14 protein-coding genes are annotated in these 17319 nt (G+C 60.1%); 10 read left to right on the forward strand and 4 right to left on the reverse strand.

Annotation, left to right across the window (positions count from 1 at the left end):
* The first annotated feature begins 402 nt into the window (after positions 1 to 402).
* A complete protein-coding gene (locus Enr13x_RS05155; protein ID WP_145385021.1) occupies positions 403 to 867 on the forward strand; it encodes a hypothetical protein in 465 nt (154 codons plus the stop codon).
* 232 nt (positions 868 to 1099) lie between these two features.
* Here Enr13x_RS05155 and Enr13x_RS05160 read toward each other — a convergent pair whose 3' ends face one another.
* Both Enr13x_RS05160 and Enr13x_RS05165 read right to left on the reverse strand, forming a co-directional pair.
* Positions 1100 to 2143 carry a type II secretion system F family protein gene (locus Enr13x_RS05160; RefSeq protein WP_145385022.1) on the reverse strand — a complete coding sequence of 348 codons (1044 nt, stop codon included), beginning with the start codon at positions 2141 to 2143 and terminating at the stop codon, positions 1100 to 1102.
* A gap of 88 nt (positions 2144 to 2231) precedes the next feature.
* A complete protein-coding gene (locus Enr13x_RS05165; protein WP_145385023.1) occupies positions 2232 to 2516 on the reverse strand; it encodes a hypothetical protein in 285 nt (94 codons plus the stop codon).
* Positions 2517 to 2668: 152 nt separating this feature from the next.
* Here Enr13x_RS05165 and Enr13x_RS05170 point away from each other — a divergent pair, with 152 nt between their 5' ends.
* The gene (locus tag Enr13x_RS05170; protein WP_145385024.1) at positions 2669 to 3502 is read left to right on the forward strand and encodes a sensor histidine kinase; all 834 of its coding nucleotides are present in this window, start codon (positions 2669 to 2671) and stop codon (positions 3500 to 3502) included.
* Between the two features lie 317 nt (positions 3503 to 3819).
* Here Enr13x_RS05170 and Enr13x_RS05175 read toward each other — a convergent pair whose 3' ends face one another.
* On the reverse strand, positions 3820 to 7068 hold the full coding sequence (locus Enr13x_RS05175) for a protein kinase domain-containing protein (RefSeq protein WP_145385025.1): 3249 nt from the start codon (positions 7066 to 7068) through the stop codon (positions 3820 to 3822).
* A 46-nt stretch (positions 7069 to 7114) separates the two neighbouring features.
* On the reverse strand, positions 7115 to 8440 hold the full coding sequence (locus Enr13x_RS05180; RefSeq protein ID WP_145385026.1) for an ATP-binding protein: 1326 nt from the start codon (positions 8438 to 8440) through the stop codon (positions 7115 to 7117).
* A 401-nt stretch (positions 8441 to 8841) separates the two neighbouring features.
* On the opposite strand from Enr13x_RS05180, the gene Enr13x_RS05185 reads away from it, so the two are divergent.
* The 8 genes from Enr13x_RS05185 (at position 8842) to Enr13x_RS05220 (ending at position 17266) form a co-directional block, all read left to right on the forward strand.
* A complete protein-coding gene (locus Enr13x_RS05185) occupies positions 8842 to 9981 on the forward strand; it encodes an EAL domain-containing protein (RefSeq protein ID WP_231744102.1) in 1140 nt (379 codons plus the stop codon).
* 215 nt (positions 9982 to 10196) lie between these two features.
* Positions 10197 to 11795: a hypothetical protein gene (locus Enr13x_RS05190; RefSeq protein ID WP_145385027.1), complete on the forward strand. Its 1599-nt coding sequence runs from the start codon at positions 10197 to 10199 to the stop codon at positions 11793 to 11795.
* Between the two features lie 88 nt (positions 11796 to 11883).
* The gene (locus tag Enr13x_RS05195) at positions 11884 to 13131 is read left to right on the forward strand and encodes a polysaccharide biosynthesis/export family protein (protein WP_145385028.1); all 1248 of its coding nucleotides are present in this window, start codon (positions 11884 to 11886) and stop codon (positions 13129 to 13131) included.
* A 191-nt stretch (positions 13132 to 13322) separates the two neighbouring features.
* Positions 13323 to 13517 (forward strand): DNA-binding protein, encoded by a 195-nt coding sequence (locus Enr13x_RS05200; protein WP_145385029.1) that lies wholly within the window; start codon positions 13323 to 13325, stop codon positions 13515 to 13517.
* Positions 13517 to 13906, forward strand: coding sequence for a type II toxin-antitoxin system death-on-curing family toxin (locus Enr13x_RS05205; protein ID WP_145385030.1), 390 nt, complete (start codon positions 13517 to 13519; stop codon positions 13904 to 13906). The genes Enr13x_RS05200 and Enr13x_RS05205 overlap by 1 nt, the downstream gene beginning before the upstream one ends.
* 357 nt (positions 13907 to 14263) lie before the next feature.
* Complete coding sequence (gene sthA, locus Enr13x_RS05210; protein ID WP_145385031.1) at positions 14264 to 15649, forward strand: Si-specific NAD(P)(+) transhydrogenase; 1386 nt, start codon at positions 14264 to 14266, stop codon at positions 15647 to 15649.
* 118 nt (positions 15650 to 15767) lie between these two features.
* Positions 15768 to 16901, forward strand: coding sequence for a M28 family peptidase (locus tag Enr13x_RS05215; protein ID WP_231744103.1), 1134 nt, complete (start codon positions 15768 to 15770; stop codon positions 16899 to 16901).
* A 2-nt stretch (positions 16902 to 16903) separates the two neighbouring features.
* Entirely contained in the window at positions 16904 to 17266 is a 363-nt protein-coding gene (locus tag Enr13x_RS05220) for a hypothetical protein (protein ID WP_390621059.1), read from the forward strand.
* The last annotated feature ends 53 nt before the right edge of the window (positions 17267 to 17319 follow it).

Below are 17319 nucleotides of genomic sequence, written 5' to 3' on the forward strand. Positions count from 1 at the left end.
CACCCGGTTGAGGGAATTCCTTCGCCGTTTGTCCCCGCCGCGGTGTGAACGCATCGCGATTGCCGTGTGCGTGGCTGCACACCCGGATGCGATTTTACGTGAAATCGGTTCCAGACGGCGTGTTGCCGTTTTCGGTGTCCGGTGATTTTGCTACTGAGGAACGATTGATGATGCTTGACCCTGAGACTTCGATCTATGGTGTCGCGGCCGCTAGTGCTTGGTCAGCTTTAAAATTTCGAGCGTGCGTTTGTCGAGCGGAAAAGGGGTCAGGTACCAAAAACCCAATGGCCCGCAGGGTGCTTCGCATTTTTGGTACCTGACGCCTTTTCCGCGGCACTCTCAGTTTAAAAGTTGACGAAGCACTAGGCTTGGTTGCGATGCGCTTCCGCACTAGGCTTTGAAATGAGATTCAAATTGGTCTTGATGGCTGTGCTTGCCAGCATTCCGGTCGCCGTGCTCACGTGGGCCGATCCGGTGGTTCAGCCGATCGAACAATCCGAAGGCGTGCTGATGCGTTCCAAGTTGAAACGATCGCAGCACGTTTTGGAGGGGTTGCTTCGCAAAGATTTCCCCGCGATCGCCCGTGGTGCGAAGGAGATGAAGTTGATCAGCGAGGCGGCCGAATGGCCGAGGGCTCGGGACACGGTGTACGAGCATTTCAGTGCCGAGTTCCGTCGTCAATGCAGTCAACTCGAATCGTTGGCCGAGGAACAGAATCATCAGGGTGTGACGTTCACCTACTTGCAAATGACGAACTTGTGCATTCAATGTCACGACTATGTTCGCGATTCGTTGCGGGTCGCCGAACCGAGGGGACGTCACGGCGTTCAGTTGATCCCGGCGGAATGGCCCGAAGGCAGTCGGTGACCAACGCCGCGTCCGATGGGGTGCTTTTAGCGGCACGGCGCGAGCGGGCTGTCGGTTTTGTGAGCCGCGACGCGTAAGCGGCCGGGCACTGCGACGAAAGCCCGAGGCCTTACGGCCAGCGGCTCACCATTAACGCAGCAGATCCCGACTATATCGACAGCCCGCGAGCCGTCCGGTAGGGTGAGGGCAGACCGGAGGGCTTGCGCCCTTCCGCTCACATCGGTTTGGTGATTTAGTTCAGTCCCGCGGCTTCGTTGATCGCGCCCAAGTAGACCGACGCCAAGCGGAAGATAAAGAAGATCAGGGTGCCGGCGACGGCGAGCCAAATGACGCCGGTGGCAACGCCCGAAAGCGTTCGCATCGCCATTTTGGCGCGCTCTTCATACTCGACCGCCAAGTGGTCGATGGATTCGCTTTCGGTGCCCGACATCTCGGCCACTTCGACCAGGTGCAGAAACGGATCGGGAAACAAGTCGGTGCCTCGCAAACCGCCGGCGAGCGTGTCGCCTCGATCACGGATCGCCGTCTCGAACTGGTCGCCGCCGCTGCGGTAATAGTCGCTGTCGGTGCTATCCAAGCTCAATTTGACGCTGCGGATCGGATCCAGGCCGGCGCCGAGGGCAAGCGAGAGGGTGCGGGTGAATCGGGACAAGGTGATCGTTTGAAGCGAAGGGCCGAATTTCGGGATCATGTACAACAGCGGAACGATGTTTTGGACGCCGCCGAGATTCTGTCGATAGCCGTAGTACAGGGACCACAGGACGGCGGCGACACAGCTGATGTAGCCCCAGAAAATCAACACGCCTTTGCCGCCGCGAAGCCCGAATCCCAAGATGTCGGTCATCTGGCCGCCGGTGGACGGTGTCAGGATGCCCATCAAGTAGATCACGATCGAGATGACGCCCAGCCCGAGCACCAACTGAATCACCGGCCAGGCGATCGAGGTCAGAAACAGGCGCCTGAGCGCCACTTGTTGCTCGAAGTGTGCCGCCAGCGTCAGAAACGTACGCTCCAGTTTGCCGGTGCTTTCCCCGACACGTGTCAACGAGACCATCAGACGCGGGAAAAAATTGCCGCGCTGTTTCATCGCGTCGCTGATCTGAAAGCCCGCTTTGACGCTTTCCAAGACGTGGGAAATCGCTTCGCGCTGTGGCGGTGAACCGTATTGGGTTTCAGACTGGAGCAGTCGCAGGAGATCGGCGCCGGCACGCAATCCGATGCCCATCCGCCGACAGAACCCGCCGGCTGCCGCTATCCCCATTCGCCTAAAGAACATCCGCTACGCCTGAAAGATCGTTTGAAAAGAGGTGACGCTCGTACCCGCGCACCCACATTGTATCGATCCCGCCGCGGCGATTGAATCGCTAGGCCGCGATTCTGCCTTCGTGGCGTGCTTCGCGTTGGTTGCAATACGACGCGATGATCTCGTCGATCTGCTCGAGTTGTTCGCCGGTGGAGGCGGTCAGGTCGAGAAACAGGATCTTTTTCGGGCCGATTTGACACCAGCCGGGCAGCTGGTCGTCCAAAACGATTTTGCGAACTTCAAATCCCATTTCTTTGGCGGTGCCGATCGCTTGGGCCAATCTCTGAACGATATTGGGGGAATCGGTCGCAGAACGTGGGTGGGACTGTTGGGGCACGGTTGGCATCTCTTTCTCCGGAAACTTTTCCGATTGTGAGGGCCGTCACCAGCACTGGCAAGCTTTGCCTGCGGCCCAGGACCGGGTGTAGCAAATCAACCGCGGCAGACGATAGGTCAAAGGAGACACGATGCAATCGCCAGCCAACCCACCCGGGGATCATGAACGCACCCAACGCCATCCCAACGCCGCCCGCGACGTCAAACCCCTCGTCAAGCGGCAAACCGGTCTCCACCGGTGCGCTGGCCGGTGGTTCCCCGTTGAGTGACGAGCAGCAGTACATCCAACATCTCAAGGCCCAATTGCGACAGTCGCAATCGATGGCCACCCTGGGGGAATTGACGAGCACGGCGACGCACGAATTCAACAACGTGTTGATGACGATCATCAATTATGCCCGGCTCGGCATCCGCAATCGCGACGACGCTTCACGCGACAAGGCGCTCGGGAAAATTCTGGAAGCGTCCGAGCGTGCCTCGAAAATCACCGGCACGATTTTGGCCCAGGCACGCAATCGCAGCGAATCGTTCGAGCCGACCGATCTGGGCGGTTTGATTCTGGACACCCTGGTGTTGCTCGAACGCGAGATGAACAAGTACCGGGTGTCGGTGACGACCGAAATCGCCCCGGACGTGGCCCCGGCGATCGTCAGTGGCAATCAGATTCAACGTGTGATGTTGAATCTTTTGATCAACGCCCGACAAGCGATCGGCGAATGTGGCAACTTGTTGATCCGGCTGGCCAACAGCGAAGACCCCCAGTGGGTCGAACTGGTCGTCCGGGACAGCGGGTCGGGGATTCCTGCGGAAACGCTGCCGCAGATTTTTGATCCGTTCTTTTCGACCAAAATGGGGCCCGACGAATCGGGCAAAGGTGGCACCGGGCTTGGGCTGGCCGCCTGCAAAGAGATCATCGACGCGCATCGCGGCAAGATCCGAGTCGAAAGCACCGTGGGCGTCGGCACGGCGTTCACGATCCGTCTGCCGCGGGCGTAGAGCTTGTAAGCTGGAAGCTTACACCCGATGCCACATCCTTGGACGCCAAGCGGGGTGCTTGTGTTAGCGGTAGGGCACGAGCCCCCCGGTCTTTCACGGTGTTTTCGAAGCGCGACCGGACGGCTCGCGGGCTGTCGATTGAGTCGGGATCTGCTGAGTCAATGGTGAGCCGCTGGCCGTAAGGCCTCGGGCGGGTGCCTGGATGCCCGGCCGCTTCCGCGTCGCGGCTCACAAAAACGACAGCCCGCTCACGCCGTTCCGCTAACACCTTCAGCGCTAAAGTAAGTGGCATTGAGCTTACGCCACCGGCTCGATGCTCAGCTCCAATCCAGATCGCAACGCGTGGCGAGGCGATCGCTGATGCGACCGTCGTCGCCGGTCAACGCATCCAGCCAGGACAACACGTTGTCCAATTTGATGTCCCGGGCTTCGTGGACCAGCATGGGCATCGAAGCTCGGGCCTGGAACGAGGTCAGCGACACATCCTTCGAGCCCGGAATTTGCGACTGCAACGTCGTCTGTTCGGAGGCATCGCGACAGATCAGATAGATGCGTTGTTTGCCGCCGCATTCCAACAGCGGTGGCCGCACGGCTTCGAACGCGGATTCGGCGGTCAGACTTGGCGGTTTGCTGGGAGACGACCAGGAATGGGTCTGCGTCATCGCGACCGGATCGGATTGCGGGTTGAAGCACGTCGTTTTACCGACGACAAGATCATCGGTCGTTGCGATCGATGACGTCTTGGTGTCCAGACAGTCCGAACCCCGTGAATCACGTGACTTGGAGTCGGAAGGCTGTGAATCGCCCGAGGGGGCAATCCGTTCGCGGATCAGACCGGCCGCCAGGACCGAGATTTCGTTGACCACGCTGTCCGTGGTCACGTGGACCGGAGTCTGAATGATGCGGAACAGTTGACTGGCGACATTGTCGGTGTGGAGCTGGTCCACGATGCCGGGCAATTGATCGCGAACCGTTGGGGGCAACGTCGACCATTGATCGACGGCTCGGACGTCGTCGTCGGCCAGATTGGCGATCGCCTGGGCGAGACGGGTTGATGCGTCGATATAGGTTTCGGTGAGGTCGGCCAGTTTCTCCGCGAGCGCCGTCGCGACCGAGGCGGCGGCGCGGCAGGCGATGATTGCGACCAGTTGTTCGCCGATGCCACAGGCGCTGCGGAGTGATGCCATCGGCCGTTGCGGTGCCACGGCTCCGGACGTTGGCGGCTGGTCGGCCGAGGCTTGGCCCCCGTCGGCGAGCTGGCGGAATTCGTCGTCCGATTTTTTCAGCAGTGTCTGCTGGAGTTCTGTCAGCGCGTGACGGATTTCGTTCAGCCCGGTGATCGTCGATGACAGGTTCAGCCTTGCGTCCTGGATTCGAGCATTGATTTCGCGTTCGATCTGTTCGACGATTTGTCCGGCCAGCACCTCGGTTTGGTCCAGATCGATCACGCCGGTCAGCCATTTGACCAGGTGAGACCTGACGGCGGCGGGGTTCTTCAGCAGCGACGGGTCCAGGCTGCCGAGTCGCTCCATCAGTTTGCTGCGGCGTGCTTGGCGGTTGTTGCCGAACCATTGTTCGGTTTGACCACGCAGCGCGTCGCTGTCCAAGCGGCACCGTCGCCATACACGTGATGCAAATTCTTTCGCCGCGGGCTTTGAATCGCGAGGGTTGCCCAGCCATCGCAGCAACAGCAATTTGATCGAATGGGGCGCCAGCAGACTCGGTTGTCGTTCGCCGGGATCACCGATTTGGGCGACGCCCATGGTCCGAATGGTTCGCTGCCCCGACGGTGAATCGTCTTCTTCGTGTCGTCCCCGGGCAAACAGCTCGCCGCAGACGGTTGCATCGGCCCACAGGTAATCGACGACCGAGTGCAGTGGTGAGGGGGCACCGGGCCGATCGGATTGCGCGATGACGTAGGTGTTGTGCAACGGCGTTCGGGCGGCGGGAACGCTCGGCCAACCCACGCCGGCGTCGCCGGGATAACTATTGCCCGGCATCAAAAAGTGGGCCAATTCTCGGATCGCGGATTTGGTCGAGTGCAGCGCGAGCGGTCGCGAGGGGTCGCCTTGGAAACGATTGGTCGTCAGGAACGACAAGATCGGTTCGTTTTCCATGGCCGATTCGTCCAGCAAGTGACGCAGCAAGTAGACGATGTCCAGATACATCCCGCTGCCGGTCCCGCCGGTCAAGGAGCCGACGACATAGATCTTGGGCCGGCCGGTTTCGCCGCTGGCAACCTTCAAGGCTTCCACCGCATCACGCAACGTCTGCATCACCTGTTCGCCGTGATCGACCAGCGCCAGACGCCCCAGTGGCCGCATCCCACCGGTATGGCCGTTGCGCGGAACGTTATAGATCCAGCGTCGCGAAATGGTCTTCAATCGACCGGTCCCGCTGTTGCGATACTCGTTGGGCGTCCGCAGCCGGGCTTCGACGACGCGGCAGCGTGGGACCACGTCGGTGCCGTCGACCATCAAGGCGGTCTGGGTGGTCACCGGGTTGGTGTCGATCAGGACGCTGTGCAGGACGACCGGAGATCCGGCGCCGAATTCATAAACCCGCGACCGCAGCTCACTGAGGCAATCGGCGCCGGTGCCGCCCAGGGCGACCACCAACGCTTGGGATTGTTGGACATCGCTCGGCGAGCCGACGGAGCCGTCGAGTTGCGGCAGGTTTTCGACCGCGTGGGCGGCCGGTTCGGTGGCCACGGTGTCGACGGTGTGGTTGGCGTCGGCGCCCTGTCCGGCGTGGGGGCGGAACAGTTTTTCGACGAATTCGGTGCAGCTGGCGAAACGCCGTTCCGGCGACTTTTCCAATGCCCGTGCCACGCAAGGGCGATCGCTGGCCGGCAGCGGCTTCAGATTCGGGGCGTTGTGGACATGCTGGGTCGCGAGCTGCGCGATCGTCCGTCCGCTGAACGGTCGAGTGCTCGTCAACAGTTCCTGGTACATCACCGCCAGACTGTATTGGTCGCTGTGAAGGCTGGGGCGTCCGTCAAAAACCTCCGGCGGTGCGTAGATCGGTGTCAGCCCGCCGACCATGCTGCATTCGACCTCGCCGAGATCCTTCAATAAACCGAAGTCGGCGACTTTGACCCGTCCGCCGACGATCAGCAGGTTGGCCGGTTTGATATCCAGATGCTGAAGCTTGTAGAGTTGGTGCAGATAATCCAGTGCATCGGCGGCGTCTTTCATGTAGCCGAGCAACACGTCGCGGGGGATGCCGCAGGAACCGCGGCCCTGGTGTTGCTTGAACACGTCTTCCAAGGATCCGTCGGCCAATTCCGTCACGATGACCAATTGGTTTTCGATCAGCTCGAATCGTTCCAGTGTCAGGATGAACGGGTGCTGCACACTCTTGATGCGTTCGAGCGACTTCAGTTCCTGTTCGGCCCGTCGTTCGTCCTGTTGTCCGAAGACGAACTTGACCGCTTTCTTCAACCCGCCGGGGGCGACGGCACGCCAGACTTCGCCGTACCCGCCGCGGCCGATCCGTTTTTCCAGCACGTAGCCTTCGATCGGCTCGTAACCCGCTTGAATACGTTTCGATTTGACAGTCGTCATCTTCCGTTGCTCTGGTGGACTCAGCTCAGTTGGATTCGGGTGGACGCTACAGGTCGCTGAAGTAGCTTCGACAGGCGCGTTCCAGGTATTCCGGGCGGATACCCAAGGGCAGTTGGCGGTACCGGCAAAAGGCTTCGATTTGTTTCAGCAGATCGCGCGGATGGCAACGCCGAGGCTTGCGAGCTTTTTTCTGGTAGAACGACAGCAGGTATTCCGCTGCCTCGGGTGTTTCCGGAAACCCCATTTGCCGGGCAACCGTTTTCATCAGTTGCCGATACTCATCCGGAGCCGGATCGCCGACAAAAATCTTGTAGGGCACGCGCCGCAGAAAGGCTTCGTCGACCAGGTCGCCGGGATCCAGGTTGGTCGAAAAGATCAGCATCTGTTCGAACGGCATTTGGATTTTCTTGCCCGTCGGTAGCGTCAAGAAATCGCAGCGGTTTTCCAGCGGAACGATCCAGCGATTGAGCAATTCTTCCGGTGCGATGCGTTGGCGTCCAAAATCATCGATCAACAGACAGCCGCAGTTGCTCTTCATCTGCAGCGGTGCTTCGCAAATGTTGCTGCGGGCGTCGTGTCGGACTTCCAGGTTTTCCATCACCAGTTCGCCGCCGACCATCACCGTCGGTCGTTGGATCCGCAACCAGCGCCGGTCCCATTCCTGGGCCTTCAAAATCTTTGCGGCGGTTTCGGGGACCGGCGCGGGGCGATGAAAGGCGTCGTCTTGGAGTTTGATCAGGTTGCCGTCATCCAGGATCGCGTGCGGGATCCAGATCTCCTGGCCGAGACATTGGGTCAAGCAGCGGGCGATGGTGGTTTTGCCATTGCCGGGTTCACCGAACAGGAACAGCCCGGTGTTGCTGTTGATCGCCGGTCCGATAAAGTCCAGCAAGTCTTGCTGGTAGGAGATTCCCGACAACGCTTGACGCAATTGGTCTTGCGTGACCGGCTCCAGACCGGCCGACTGGGCTTCGACGCTGAGCACATAATCCGACAGCGGGACGGGCGCGGGGCCGACGTAGCTGCACTGCTTCATCTGAGCGGCGGCGCGATTCTGTCCGAGTTCGGTCAACGAATAATAATAATCGTTGAACGGCGCCGGACGGACGTGCGCGATCATCTTGCGGGTTCGCATCGTATCGAGCAGCGGATCGACCACCTTGAAGGGCAGACCGATGAACTCCGACAGGCTGCGTCCGCTGAGCGTGCCCACGCTCAACACGGATTTCAGGATCAGCCCTTCAATGAAGGAGTCGCTCAATCCGGTTTCGGAGAGTGATTGGGTTTCGGCAGGCCAAAACGTATCGTCGGTCAGAAGGCTGCCGAGCAAGCCTGCATCAACGGCATGGGTTTCGTGGATCGCGGCGTTCATACCGAATGAATGGATTGGGAGTGGGGTGGGTGTCGCAGGATGTCGTGGGGAGAATCGAGATCCTGGGGACGCGAGACTGGCGGTGTGATCACCGGCGGGCGAGCACGGGTGGGTCCTGTCAACGCGATTGCATGAAAACTAGCTCACCAATAGCCGGCGTCACACCGATTGCGCCCAGGGAGACACTTTCCAGGCGGGTTTTCCTCCCCTCGCCGGCCTCCGCCGACGCGACAACGCCCCCACACCACCAATTCCCTCCACCGAAGATCCTGCCCCCCACAAAGAAATCCGCAATCGATCGATGGGGGGCCAATTCGCAACCTACAGTTTCCCTGACACCGATTCACTCGGGGGGATCTACGTCCGTCGTCAGACCTGCCCATCCCGAACCCATCAATCTGATGCCTCCATCCGCTCGTTACCCAATGACCTCGCTCGATACTTCCGCACTCGATCGACTCTGCCACAGCACGGTGGTTGGGAGTGACGTTTGGTTTTTGTCCGGGGCTCTCCAGCCGCGAGACAATCTGCGTCACCTGCCGATCGACGAGCCCGAATTCACGATCGGCAGAAAGCCCGGGTCCTCGCTCAAGTTGAACTTCAAAACCGTCAGCGGACGGCACGCGATCCTGTCGGCCGACGACGGCAAATTGTTGCTGACCGATCTGGGCAGCACCAACGGCACCTACGTCAACGGCGAACGAATCCAAGGACAAGTCACCGTCGATGAAGAAGACTTGATCCACTTTGCCGAAGCACCGTTTCGGGTCCTTCGCCAATCGCCCACCGGACAGTCGGCCGGAACGATCGCCCGCAACGTCTGCGATGAAGCGTTGGCGCTCGTTCAATTCGACCGAATGATGAGCGAAAAACTCGTCCGACCGCACTTCCAGGTGATCGTCGACGTCGAAACCGAAAACGTCGTCGGGCACGAAATCCTCGGACGCGGCAGCGTGTTCGGGCTCGAGTCGGTCGCCGCCATGTTTCACGCCGCCAGCCAACTGAATTTGGAAGTCGAACTCAGCGAGCTGCTGCGTTGGGAAGGCGTTCGCGTCGGACGCGATCTGCCCACCCGGCCAAATCTGTTCGTCAACACGCATCCCAAAGAAATGGAGGATGCCGACAAACTGATCGAATCGCTGGTCCAAGTCCGACAGATGTCCGGCAACACCGACCTGGTTCTGGAGATCCACGAAGCCAGCGTCACCAATCGCAAGGTGATGCGAGAACTGTCCGCCGCGGTCAAAGATCTGGAAATCGAATTGGCCTTCGACGACTTCGGCTCCGGACAAGCTCGGTTGGCGGAATTGATCGAAGCACGTCCTGATTACGTGAAATTCGATATCTCGCTGATTCACGCCATCGATCATGCCGACGAGCCTCGGCATCGGATGCTCGAAACGCTGGTTCGAATGGTCCGCGACCTGGAGATCAAGGCCCTTGCCGAAGGGATCGAGACGTCGACCGAAGCGGAGGCCTGTCAACGGCTCGGTTTCGACTTGGCCCAGGGCTACTTCTACGGCCGCCCCGCCCCGCTGTAGTGCATGCAGCCTTTGCTGTCATTTTTCGCGTTTGGCGAATCTATGCCGGTTGTATCAGATCGTCCGTCTAGAACCGCCGACGACAGCCGCCGATCGCCGAAATGACAGGGATCATCGTTGCGACCTGTCCGATCATCACAACGGTGATCACTCTCCCGACAGGGTGCGCACGTTTGAGTTGACGCCTGACCGGACGGCACGGACACGGAAGACCCATGGACCCAACAAAGCGGAAACGGATGACGCTTCGCAATCGATCACGCGTTGTGCTGCTCGGCATCGTGCTCTCGGGGGCCGCTTCGACGGCGGACGCCGCAACACGCGACAACCCCTATTACAGCGACGCGCCCTCGAAAGTCGCCGGCCCCTCGGATCTGGCCGGCCCCTTGGATCTGGCCGGCCCCGCAGGCCATCCCGCCGCGGACCTCACCCAGGCGGATCCGCCCGCTGCGATCGGCAACGCGGGAATCGGCAACGCCGGGCCCCATCACGCTGCGATCGGGCTCGACGACGTCGCTTTGGTGAACCCGCCCACCGTTACGGTGCCCCGTCGTTTGCCGCCGGTGAACTCTCGCCCGACCCAACCGCCGCAAGAATCGACAACACTTCCCTTGCCTACGGCCGCGCCGCAGCCGGCCGCGGACCAGGTGGTTTCGTCGCCGTGGTTGCAGTCGATCACGGCCGATTCGTGCTTGGCTCGGGGCAGCCGACATCTGGATGATGCGTACCGCGAGTATTCCGTCGGGGCATGGTCCTCGGCGGAAGCGTCGGCTTGGAAGGCGTTGGAATTGACCGCGACGGGCATCGACGTTGCCGATCGACAGGCCGCATCGACGCAGCGGCCCGCGACCGCTGCCAAAGACGTGCGCATCGCTCGCACCGCGATTCGCGAAGCGCGGGATTTCGTCGCATCGGGAGCGGCGGTCGATGACCAGCTGATTGCCGCGATCGCGTCGTCGCACCAAACGCCCGCGCTCGCCGACGCAGGGTCGATCGGGCTGACACCGACCCAGTCTGCGGACCGCTATCTGGATTACGCACGCGTGAAACTGGCGCCGCTTGCCGCCCGTCACGTGCAAGCCGCCCAGGCGATGGATTTAATCGCGGCGATCCAACTCGGTCGCAATGAAACCAAAGGGTTGCCCGAAGAGACGTCGCTTTGTCTCCGTCGTGCGGCGCTCCAGGGGCAGCCTTCCAACGCCAGTCTGGCGACGCGTCTGGGCATGCAGTTGGCCGACATGGGGCTCGATGCCGAAGCACAATGGACGCTTCAACACGCGATGACGCTTTCACCGACCCAAGAGATCGCAGCCGCGTTAGACAGCGTGATGGCGCGACAGACGAACCCGGTCGGGGGCGTCGACCAACGTGTGGTCCAAGCCGAGACACCGGTCGCCGCGCGGACACGTTTTCCGAAAGTGATCGAACTGTCGCCGACCCAGTTTGCATCCATCTCTCCAGCGGTCAACACGCTGACGCAACCGTCGTCTCTCGCCCGACCCGCGTCCGGCGATGATAGCCAACGCCAGCCACCGTCGGCCGAACCGGCCGCCCCGGTCACGACGCAGCCGAACAAGAAGAAGTCTCGATTCATCCCCGCCTCGTTGGCCGGATTTCGGTTTCCGAGACTGAGTTCGGCACCGCCATCAACCGAGCAGTCAACGTTTGATTCCGACGTGATCGAAGCCAGCGTGGATGAACGCTATCGCGCTGATGAGTACGAGGTTTACGATGCTTCGGCGACCGGCCCCGCGCCGGGGCAGCAAGGGTCGGCGATCAAACGGTTCTTCGGCAAGTTTCCAAGATTGTGGTAGCGTCGTGTCGCTCGTTGTTCATCCGCGTTCACCCGCAAGCGTTTCCGTCGCCCACTCCCAACGTCATTCGAGTCCGTGAGATTTGGCCATGCAGTCTCCATCATCCGTTCGCCTGAATCTCGTCTCGACGCTGATCGTGACCGTCGCAGCCGTCGCGTGCCTGTTCGCGTGCCCGAACGGGTCGGCCCAGACGTCGGTGACGGCGCCGGCGCAGGCACTGGCGCAGGCACCGGTTTCCGGCGGAATCAGAAGTACCGAAACCGATTGTGGCTGTCGCAACGTGCCCGGTGGATATCCATGCCAGGGCGGATGCCCCAAATGCATGATGGCGGTCGACTGTCAGAATCATTGCGGGGCCGAAGGGCGTTGGCAAGACATGACGCCGATGCCCTTTGATGCCTACGGACCGGGCGGCTATGCCGGTCCATCGCGCTACGCGCATCTGGGCGAGTATCGGCTGCGGCCCGGCGATGAACTGCAAGTCATCTATTTGATCACCCGACGCCAAGACCAGGGCGACTATCGATTGGCCCCCGGCGACGAAGTCTTGATCGAGTCGGTGGCCGATGCGGATCTGCAGCGTGGGACGCTCGAACGCGGTCTGGAAATTCAGCCCGATGGAACCATCACGGTTCGTCTGTTGGGGCAAGTCCACGCCGCCGGCCTTTCGATCAGCCAGCTGCGCCAGGTGCTGGAGCAGAAGTACAAGAAACTCTATGACGAACCGTCGATCGATGTCACGCCCGTACGAACCAATCGATTGGCCGATGACATTCGAAACGCCGTCGGCGGACAGAGCGGTTTGCAGCAACAAGCACTCACGGTCACCGTGATGCCCGACGGAAAGATTCGGCTGCCGGGAATCGGCGGGCTGTGTGTCCAGGGATTCTCGCTTCCGGAATTAAAGAAAGAGATCAACCTGCGCTATCGCGAGTTGGTCGTCGGATTGGAAGCCGAACCGATTTTGACCCAGCAGGCCAGTCATTTCGTTTACGTGCTCGGCGAAGTCGCGACGCCCAATCGCATTCAACTGGAAGGTCCGACGACGGTGCTCGGTGCGATCGCCCAAGCCGGCGGTCACCTGCCCGGCGGGAACATGCGTCAAGTCGTCGTGCTGCGACGGGCCGAAGATTGGCGATTGATTTCGACGATGCTGGATCTGCAAGGAGCGGTGTATGGAAAGCGACCGACACCGGCGGACGAAATCTGGCTGCGCGACAACGACGTGGTGATCGTGCCCCAGCGACCCATCGTCCGTCTGGACAATTGGATCGAACAGATCTTTACCCGCGGCGTCTACGCGGCGATCCCGCCGCTGAACATCGAAGTCCGGTAACGCGTTCAACGGAGCAGGCGTGAAGCCCCACCACCATGTCCACTGGCTCCCCACTCCCCAAACGGACGGCCATTGACTTTGTCACCAGCCCCATCTGACGCTAAACTGGCCAATCTAGAAAGTTCAAGGCTTCCTCTTTAGGGCAGACGGTGTCGTACAAAGGTTCCGTCGGCAGACATTAGTGAGACCCAATGTCCATTTCTCTGAATCTTGACGACGACCAGTCCAAACGTTTGCAACAGCGTGCACAAGAACTCGGCGTCGATCCGCGTGATCTAGCGAAAGCGGCAGTCAATGATCTCTTGGCGCGACCAGCGGAGGACTTCGACCGCGCAGCGAGATCTGTCCTTGACAAGAATCGCGAATTGTATCGACGGCTGGGTTAATGCGATGTCTCACCCTTTCGGAGGTGCTTGAATTGCATCGACGCGTGATCGAGCAGACTGGTGGTGCTGGAGGCGTGCGCGATCTCGCTGGCGTTGAGTTTGCTGTGGTGCAACCACAAATGACGTTTGACGGCGACGAACTCTATCCTTCGTTGATCGACAAAGCAGCTGCGTTGTGTTTCTCGCTGGTGATGAATCATCCGTTTGTCGATGGCAACAAACGGATCGGTCATGCTGCGATGGAAACCTTTCTGTTTCTAAATGGTCATGAATTGAACGCCAATGTCGACGACGCGGAATCGCTGTTCTTGAAGCTTGCAGCTGGTGATGTGGAACGCGACGAGCTGGTCGATTGGATTGCGAAAAACGCAACTCGAACGGAGATTTGATCCATCACGGCCCTTGTCTGCCAACATGGTTTTGCAACACAGCCGCCGCATCCGCCGAGCTGAGAAAGAAATGGACTGTTGATTTTGGGTGCCACGCCTCGGGCCTGCGCGCGGGAAAGCAGACGTTTCTCTACTGAGCATGCAGTCGGGAAAAAACGCTCATTCGGCGCCGGCCTGCCCCGACGGACCGGTTCGCCGAATCGGACGGGGCATTTGCCGCCTTTCCCATCCAGGCGAGACCACGCGTCAAATCGGAGTTCGGCCGGGCAAACGTCCCATCGGATTGGACACAATCGATCAACAACGTAAAACAAGCGGAGTAAGCACTGAAAACTCGAACGAAAAAAGCGGACACAAATGGCTGACAACGACTTTGATTTTGACCTGTTCGTCATCGGGACCGGACCCGGTGGCGAAGGGGCCGCGATGCAGGCTCGCAAGGGCGGTCTGCGGGTCGGCATCGCTGAACGATACCGTCAAATCGGCGGCGGATGCACGCACTGGGGGACGATTCCCAGCAAAGCGTTGCGTTACACGATCACCAGCACGATGAACGTGATGAAAAACCCGGTGTTCCGCGAAATGGGGATTCACACCAGCCCGACGATGGAGCAGCTGCGACGGGGGACCGCCGAGATCATTGCCAAGCAGGTGACGATGCGTCAATCGTTTTATGACCGCAATAGCGTGCCGATTTATTTCGGCCACGCGCGGTTTGTTGATGATCACACCGTGACGATCGAAAACGGTGAAACCGTCCGCAGCAAGGCGTTCGTGATTTCCACCGGAACCCGCCCCTATCGACCGCCGGAAGTCGATTTCGACCATCCGCGAATCTTCGACAGCGACACGATTCTGGACCTTGCCGAAAAACCCACGTCCATCACCATCTACGGCGCCGGCGTGATCGGCACCGAGTATGCCTCGATGTATCGCAACATCGGCGTCAAGGTCAATCTGGTCAACACGCGTGGCAAGCTGCTGGAATTTTTGGACGATGAAATCGTGGACGCACTGTCGTATCACCTGCGTGACCAGGGCGTGGTGATTCGTCACAACGAGACGTTTGATCGTATCGAAGGCCAAGACGACGGCGTCGTCTTGCATTTGCAAAGCGGCAAACAGATCAAGTCCGACGTCTTTCTGTGGGCGAACGGACGGACCGGGAACACCGATGATCTGGGACTCGATGCGATCGGTTTGGTGCCCAACAAGCGTGGGCAACTGGATGTCGATGATCAATTTCAAACGGCCAAGAAACACATCTATGCCGTCGGTGACGTGATCGGCTATCCCTCGCTGGCCAGTGCCGCCTACACCCAAGGCCGGGCGGCGGGGATGCACGTCCTGGGACGCAAAGACGGCAACCTGCGTGTCAAGGATCTGCCCACCGGAATCTACACCAGTCCCGAAATCAGCTCCGTCGGCCAAACCGAACGAGAATTGACCGAGCGGCGTGTTCCGTACGAGGTCGGCCAGAGCCAGTTCAAAAGTCTGGCACGGGCTCAAATCATGGGCACCACCGTCGGGATGCTGAAGATTTTGTTCCATCGCGAAACCCTGAAAATCCTGGGGGTGCACTGTTTCGGGGCCAACGCGTCGGAGATCGTTCACATCGGGCAGGCGGTGATGGATTCCGAAGACCTGACGTTGGAATACTTTGTCGAAACGACGTTCAATTATCCGACGATGGCCGAAGCCTACCGCGTCGCGGCGCTGAACGGTTACAACCGGCTGTTTTGATGCTCGTCGTGCCGGCATCAACTCCTAGCCCGAGGGCGGCAGGAGCGCGTACAATGAAACTGCCGGTCATGCGGTGGTGCCGCCGGCGAACCGATTGACGTCTTCAAATGGACTTCGAATGACCCCAACATCCGATGCTGCGATGACGTCTTCGCCGCGTGCCCGTTCCCGCCATCCGATGACCGAGAGCGACGATTCCGGCCGGGCGGAACCGTCCGGATCGGCCAACCGATCACGCCCCGTCTTCGCGTGGCTGATGATCGGTCTGTTGCTCGGTGCCGGATCGTGGCTGATCCTCGTCTCCACCGGCGCGTTCCAGCGGGGGGCGGTCGCGGTGGAGAGCCCGACGCGAAACCCGATTCCCGATCGTTATGATGCCGAGCGGGCGATGTCGTATTTGAAACAGCTGTGCGATCTGGGCCCGCGACCCTCGGGCAGCGCCGCGATGGTGCGTCAACAACGTCTGTTGGAAGCGTTCTTCAAGGAACGTGGCGCCGCGGTGACCCGGCAAGCGTTTGAAACACGCGACCCCCGCGACGGTTCGCCGTTGACGATGGTCAATCTGATCGCGTCCTGGCATCCCGAGCGTCCGAAACGGTTTTTGTTTTGCGCCCACTATGACACCCGCCCCTACCCGGACCGCGATCGGAACAATCCACGCGGCGTGTTTGTCGGTGCCAACGACGGCGCCAGCGGCACCGCCGGACTGATGGAATTGGCCAATCAGCTGGATGATCTGCCCAGCGATATCGGCGTCGATTTGGTCCTGTTTGACGGCGAAGAGTTCATTTGGCAACGCGATGGCGGTCGCTATTTTCTAGGATCGACCTACTTTGCCGAACAGTACCGAAACGATCCTCCCGCGGTGCCCTACGCCGCCGGGGTCCTGTTTGACATGATCGGGGACAAGGAGTTGAAGCTTTATTATGAAGTCAACAGCATCCGATTGGCCAAATCGGTGGCGCGATCGTTTTGGAAAAAAGCGGATCAGCTCGGTGTTGAAGCCTTTGTCATGCGGACGCGGCATGAATTGCGCGACGACCATCTGCCGCTCAACCAGATCGCCAAGATCCCCACGATCGATGTGATCGATTTCGACTATCCGCGGCCGGGAATCGGGGCGCCGTCGTACTGGCACACCGAACAAGACGTGCCCGAAAACTGCAGCGGCGAGTCGATTGCGGCGGTCGTTTGGGTCGCACACCAGTGGCTCCTCTCGTTGAGTTCCGCCGCAACCGAACCGACTCGATAGGAGTGTCTGCGATGTTCTACGGCGGGTTGTTGCTGGGCGTCACGCTGTTGTTTTTCGCCGGTTGGTTACAGTGGACCGAACACCGCGGTTGGCCCCACGATACCTACGACGGCGAGGAAGACGTCGAATACCGTCAGCGACGCAAAAAGTCTCGTCTGCGTGTCAATGTGTTGATCGGAATTTGTGGGTTGTTGATCCTTGTCGCCACGTTTGCCGACGTCGGGATCGTCTTTGTCGCGGCCTGGTCGATCGTTTCGTTGATCCTGATGGTGATCGTGATCCTCGCCGGACTGGATGCCTTTCGCACCCACCGTCATCACCAGGACAAGATTCGGCGGATGCGAAAACGGGCTTTAGAGGAGTAGTCGCCGTTCGTATCGGACGGTTACGAAGTGGGATAGGCTTACAGCCTGTCGAC

The sequence above is a fragment of the Stieleria neptunia genome, assembly GCF_007754155.1.
Taxonomy (GTDB): domain Bacteria; phylum Planctomycetota; class Planctomycetia; order Pirellulales; family Pirellulaceae; genus Stieleria; species Stieleria neptunia.

What these genes read in the sequence shown, in the direction of transcription:
- Enr13x_RS05160 (WP_145385022.1), bottom strand. Translation starts at nt 2,143, where the DNA reads ATGTTCTTTAGGCGAATGGGGATAGCGGCAGCCGGCGGGTTCTGTCGG.
- Enr13x_RS05215 (WP_231744103.1), top strand. Translation starts at nt 15,768, where the DNA reads ATGACCCCAACATCCGATGCTGCGATGACGTCTTCGCCGCGTGCCCGT.
- Enr13x_RS05155 (WP_145385021.1), top strand. Translation starts at nt 403, where the DNA reads ATGAGATTCAAATTGGTCTTGATGGCTGTGCTTGCCAGCATTCCGGTC.
- Enr13x_RS05185 (WP_231744102.1), top strand. Translation starts at nt 8,842, where the DNA reads ATGCCTCCATCCGCTCGTTACCCAATGACCTCGCTCGATACTTCCGCA.
- Enr13x_RS05205 (WP_145385030.1), top strand. Translation starts at nt 13,517, where the DNA reads ATGCGATGTCTCACCCTTTCGGAGGTGCTTGAATTGCATCGACGCGTG.
- Enr13x_RS05170 (WP_145385024.1), top strand. Translation starts at nt 2,669, where the DNA reads ATGAACGCACCCAACGCCATCCCAACGCCGCCCGCGACGTCAAACCCC.
- sthA (WP_145385031.1), top strand. Translation starts at nt 14,264, where the DNA reads ATGGCTGACAACGACTTTGATTTTGACCTGTTCGTCATCGGGACCGGA.
- Enr13x_RS05175 (WP_145385025.1), bottom strand. Translation starts at nt 7,068, where the DNA reads ATGACGACTGTCAAATCGAAACGTATTCAAGCGGGTTACGAGCCGATC.
- Enr13x_RS05190 (WP_145385027.1), top strand. Translation starts at nt 10,197, where the DNA reads ATGGACCCAACAAAGCGGAAACGGATGACGCTTCGCAATCGATCACGC.
- Enr13x_RS05180 (WP_145385026.1), bottom strand. Translation starts at nt 8,440, where the DNA reads ATGAACGCCGCGATCCACGAAACCCATGCCGTTGATGCAGGCTTGCTC.
- Enr13x_RS05165 (WP_145385023.1), bottom strand. Translation starts at nt 2,516, where the DNA reads ATGCCAACCGTGCCCCAACAGTCCCACCCACGTTCTGCGACCGATTCC.
- Enr13x_RS05200 (WP_145385029.1), top strand. Translation starts at nt 13,323, where the DNA reads ATGTCCATTTCTCTGAATCTTGACGACGACCAGTCCAAACGTTTGCAA.
- Enr13x_RS05195 (WP_145385028.1), top strand. Translation starts at nt 11,884, where the DNA reads ATGCAGTCTCCATCATCCGTTCGCCTGAATCTCGTCTCGACGCTGATC.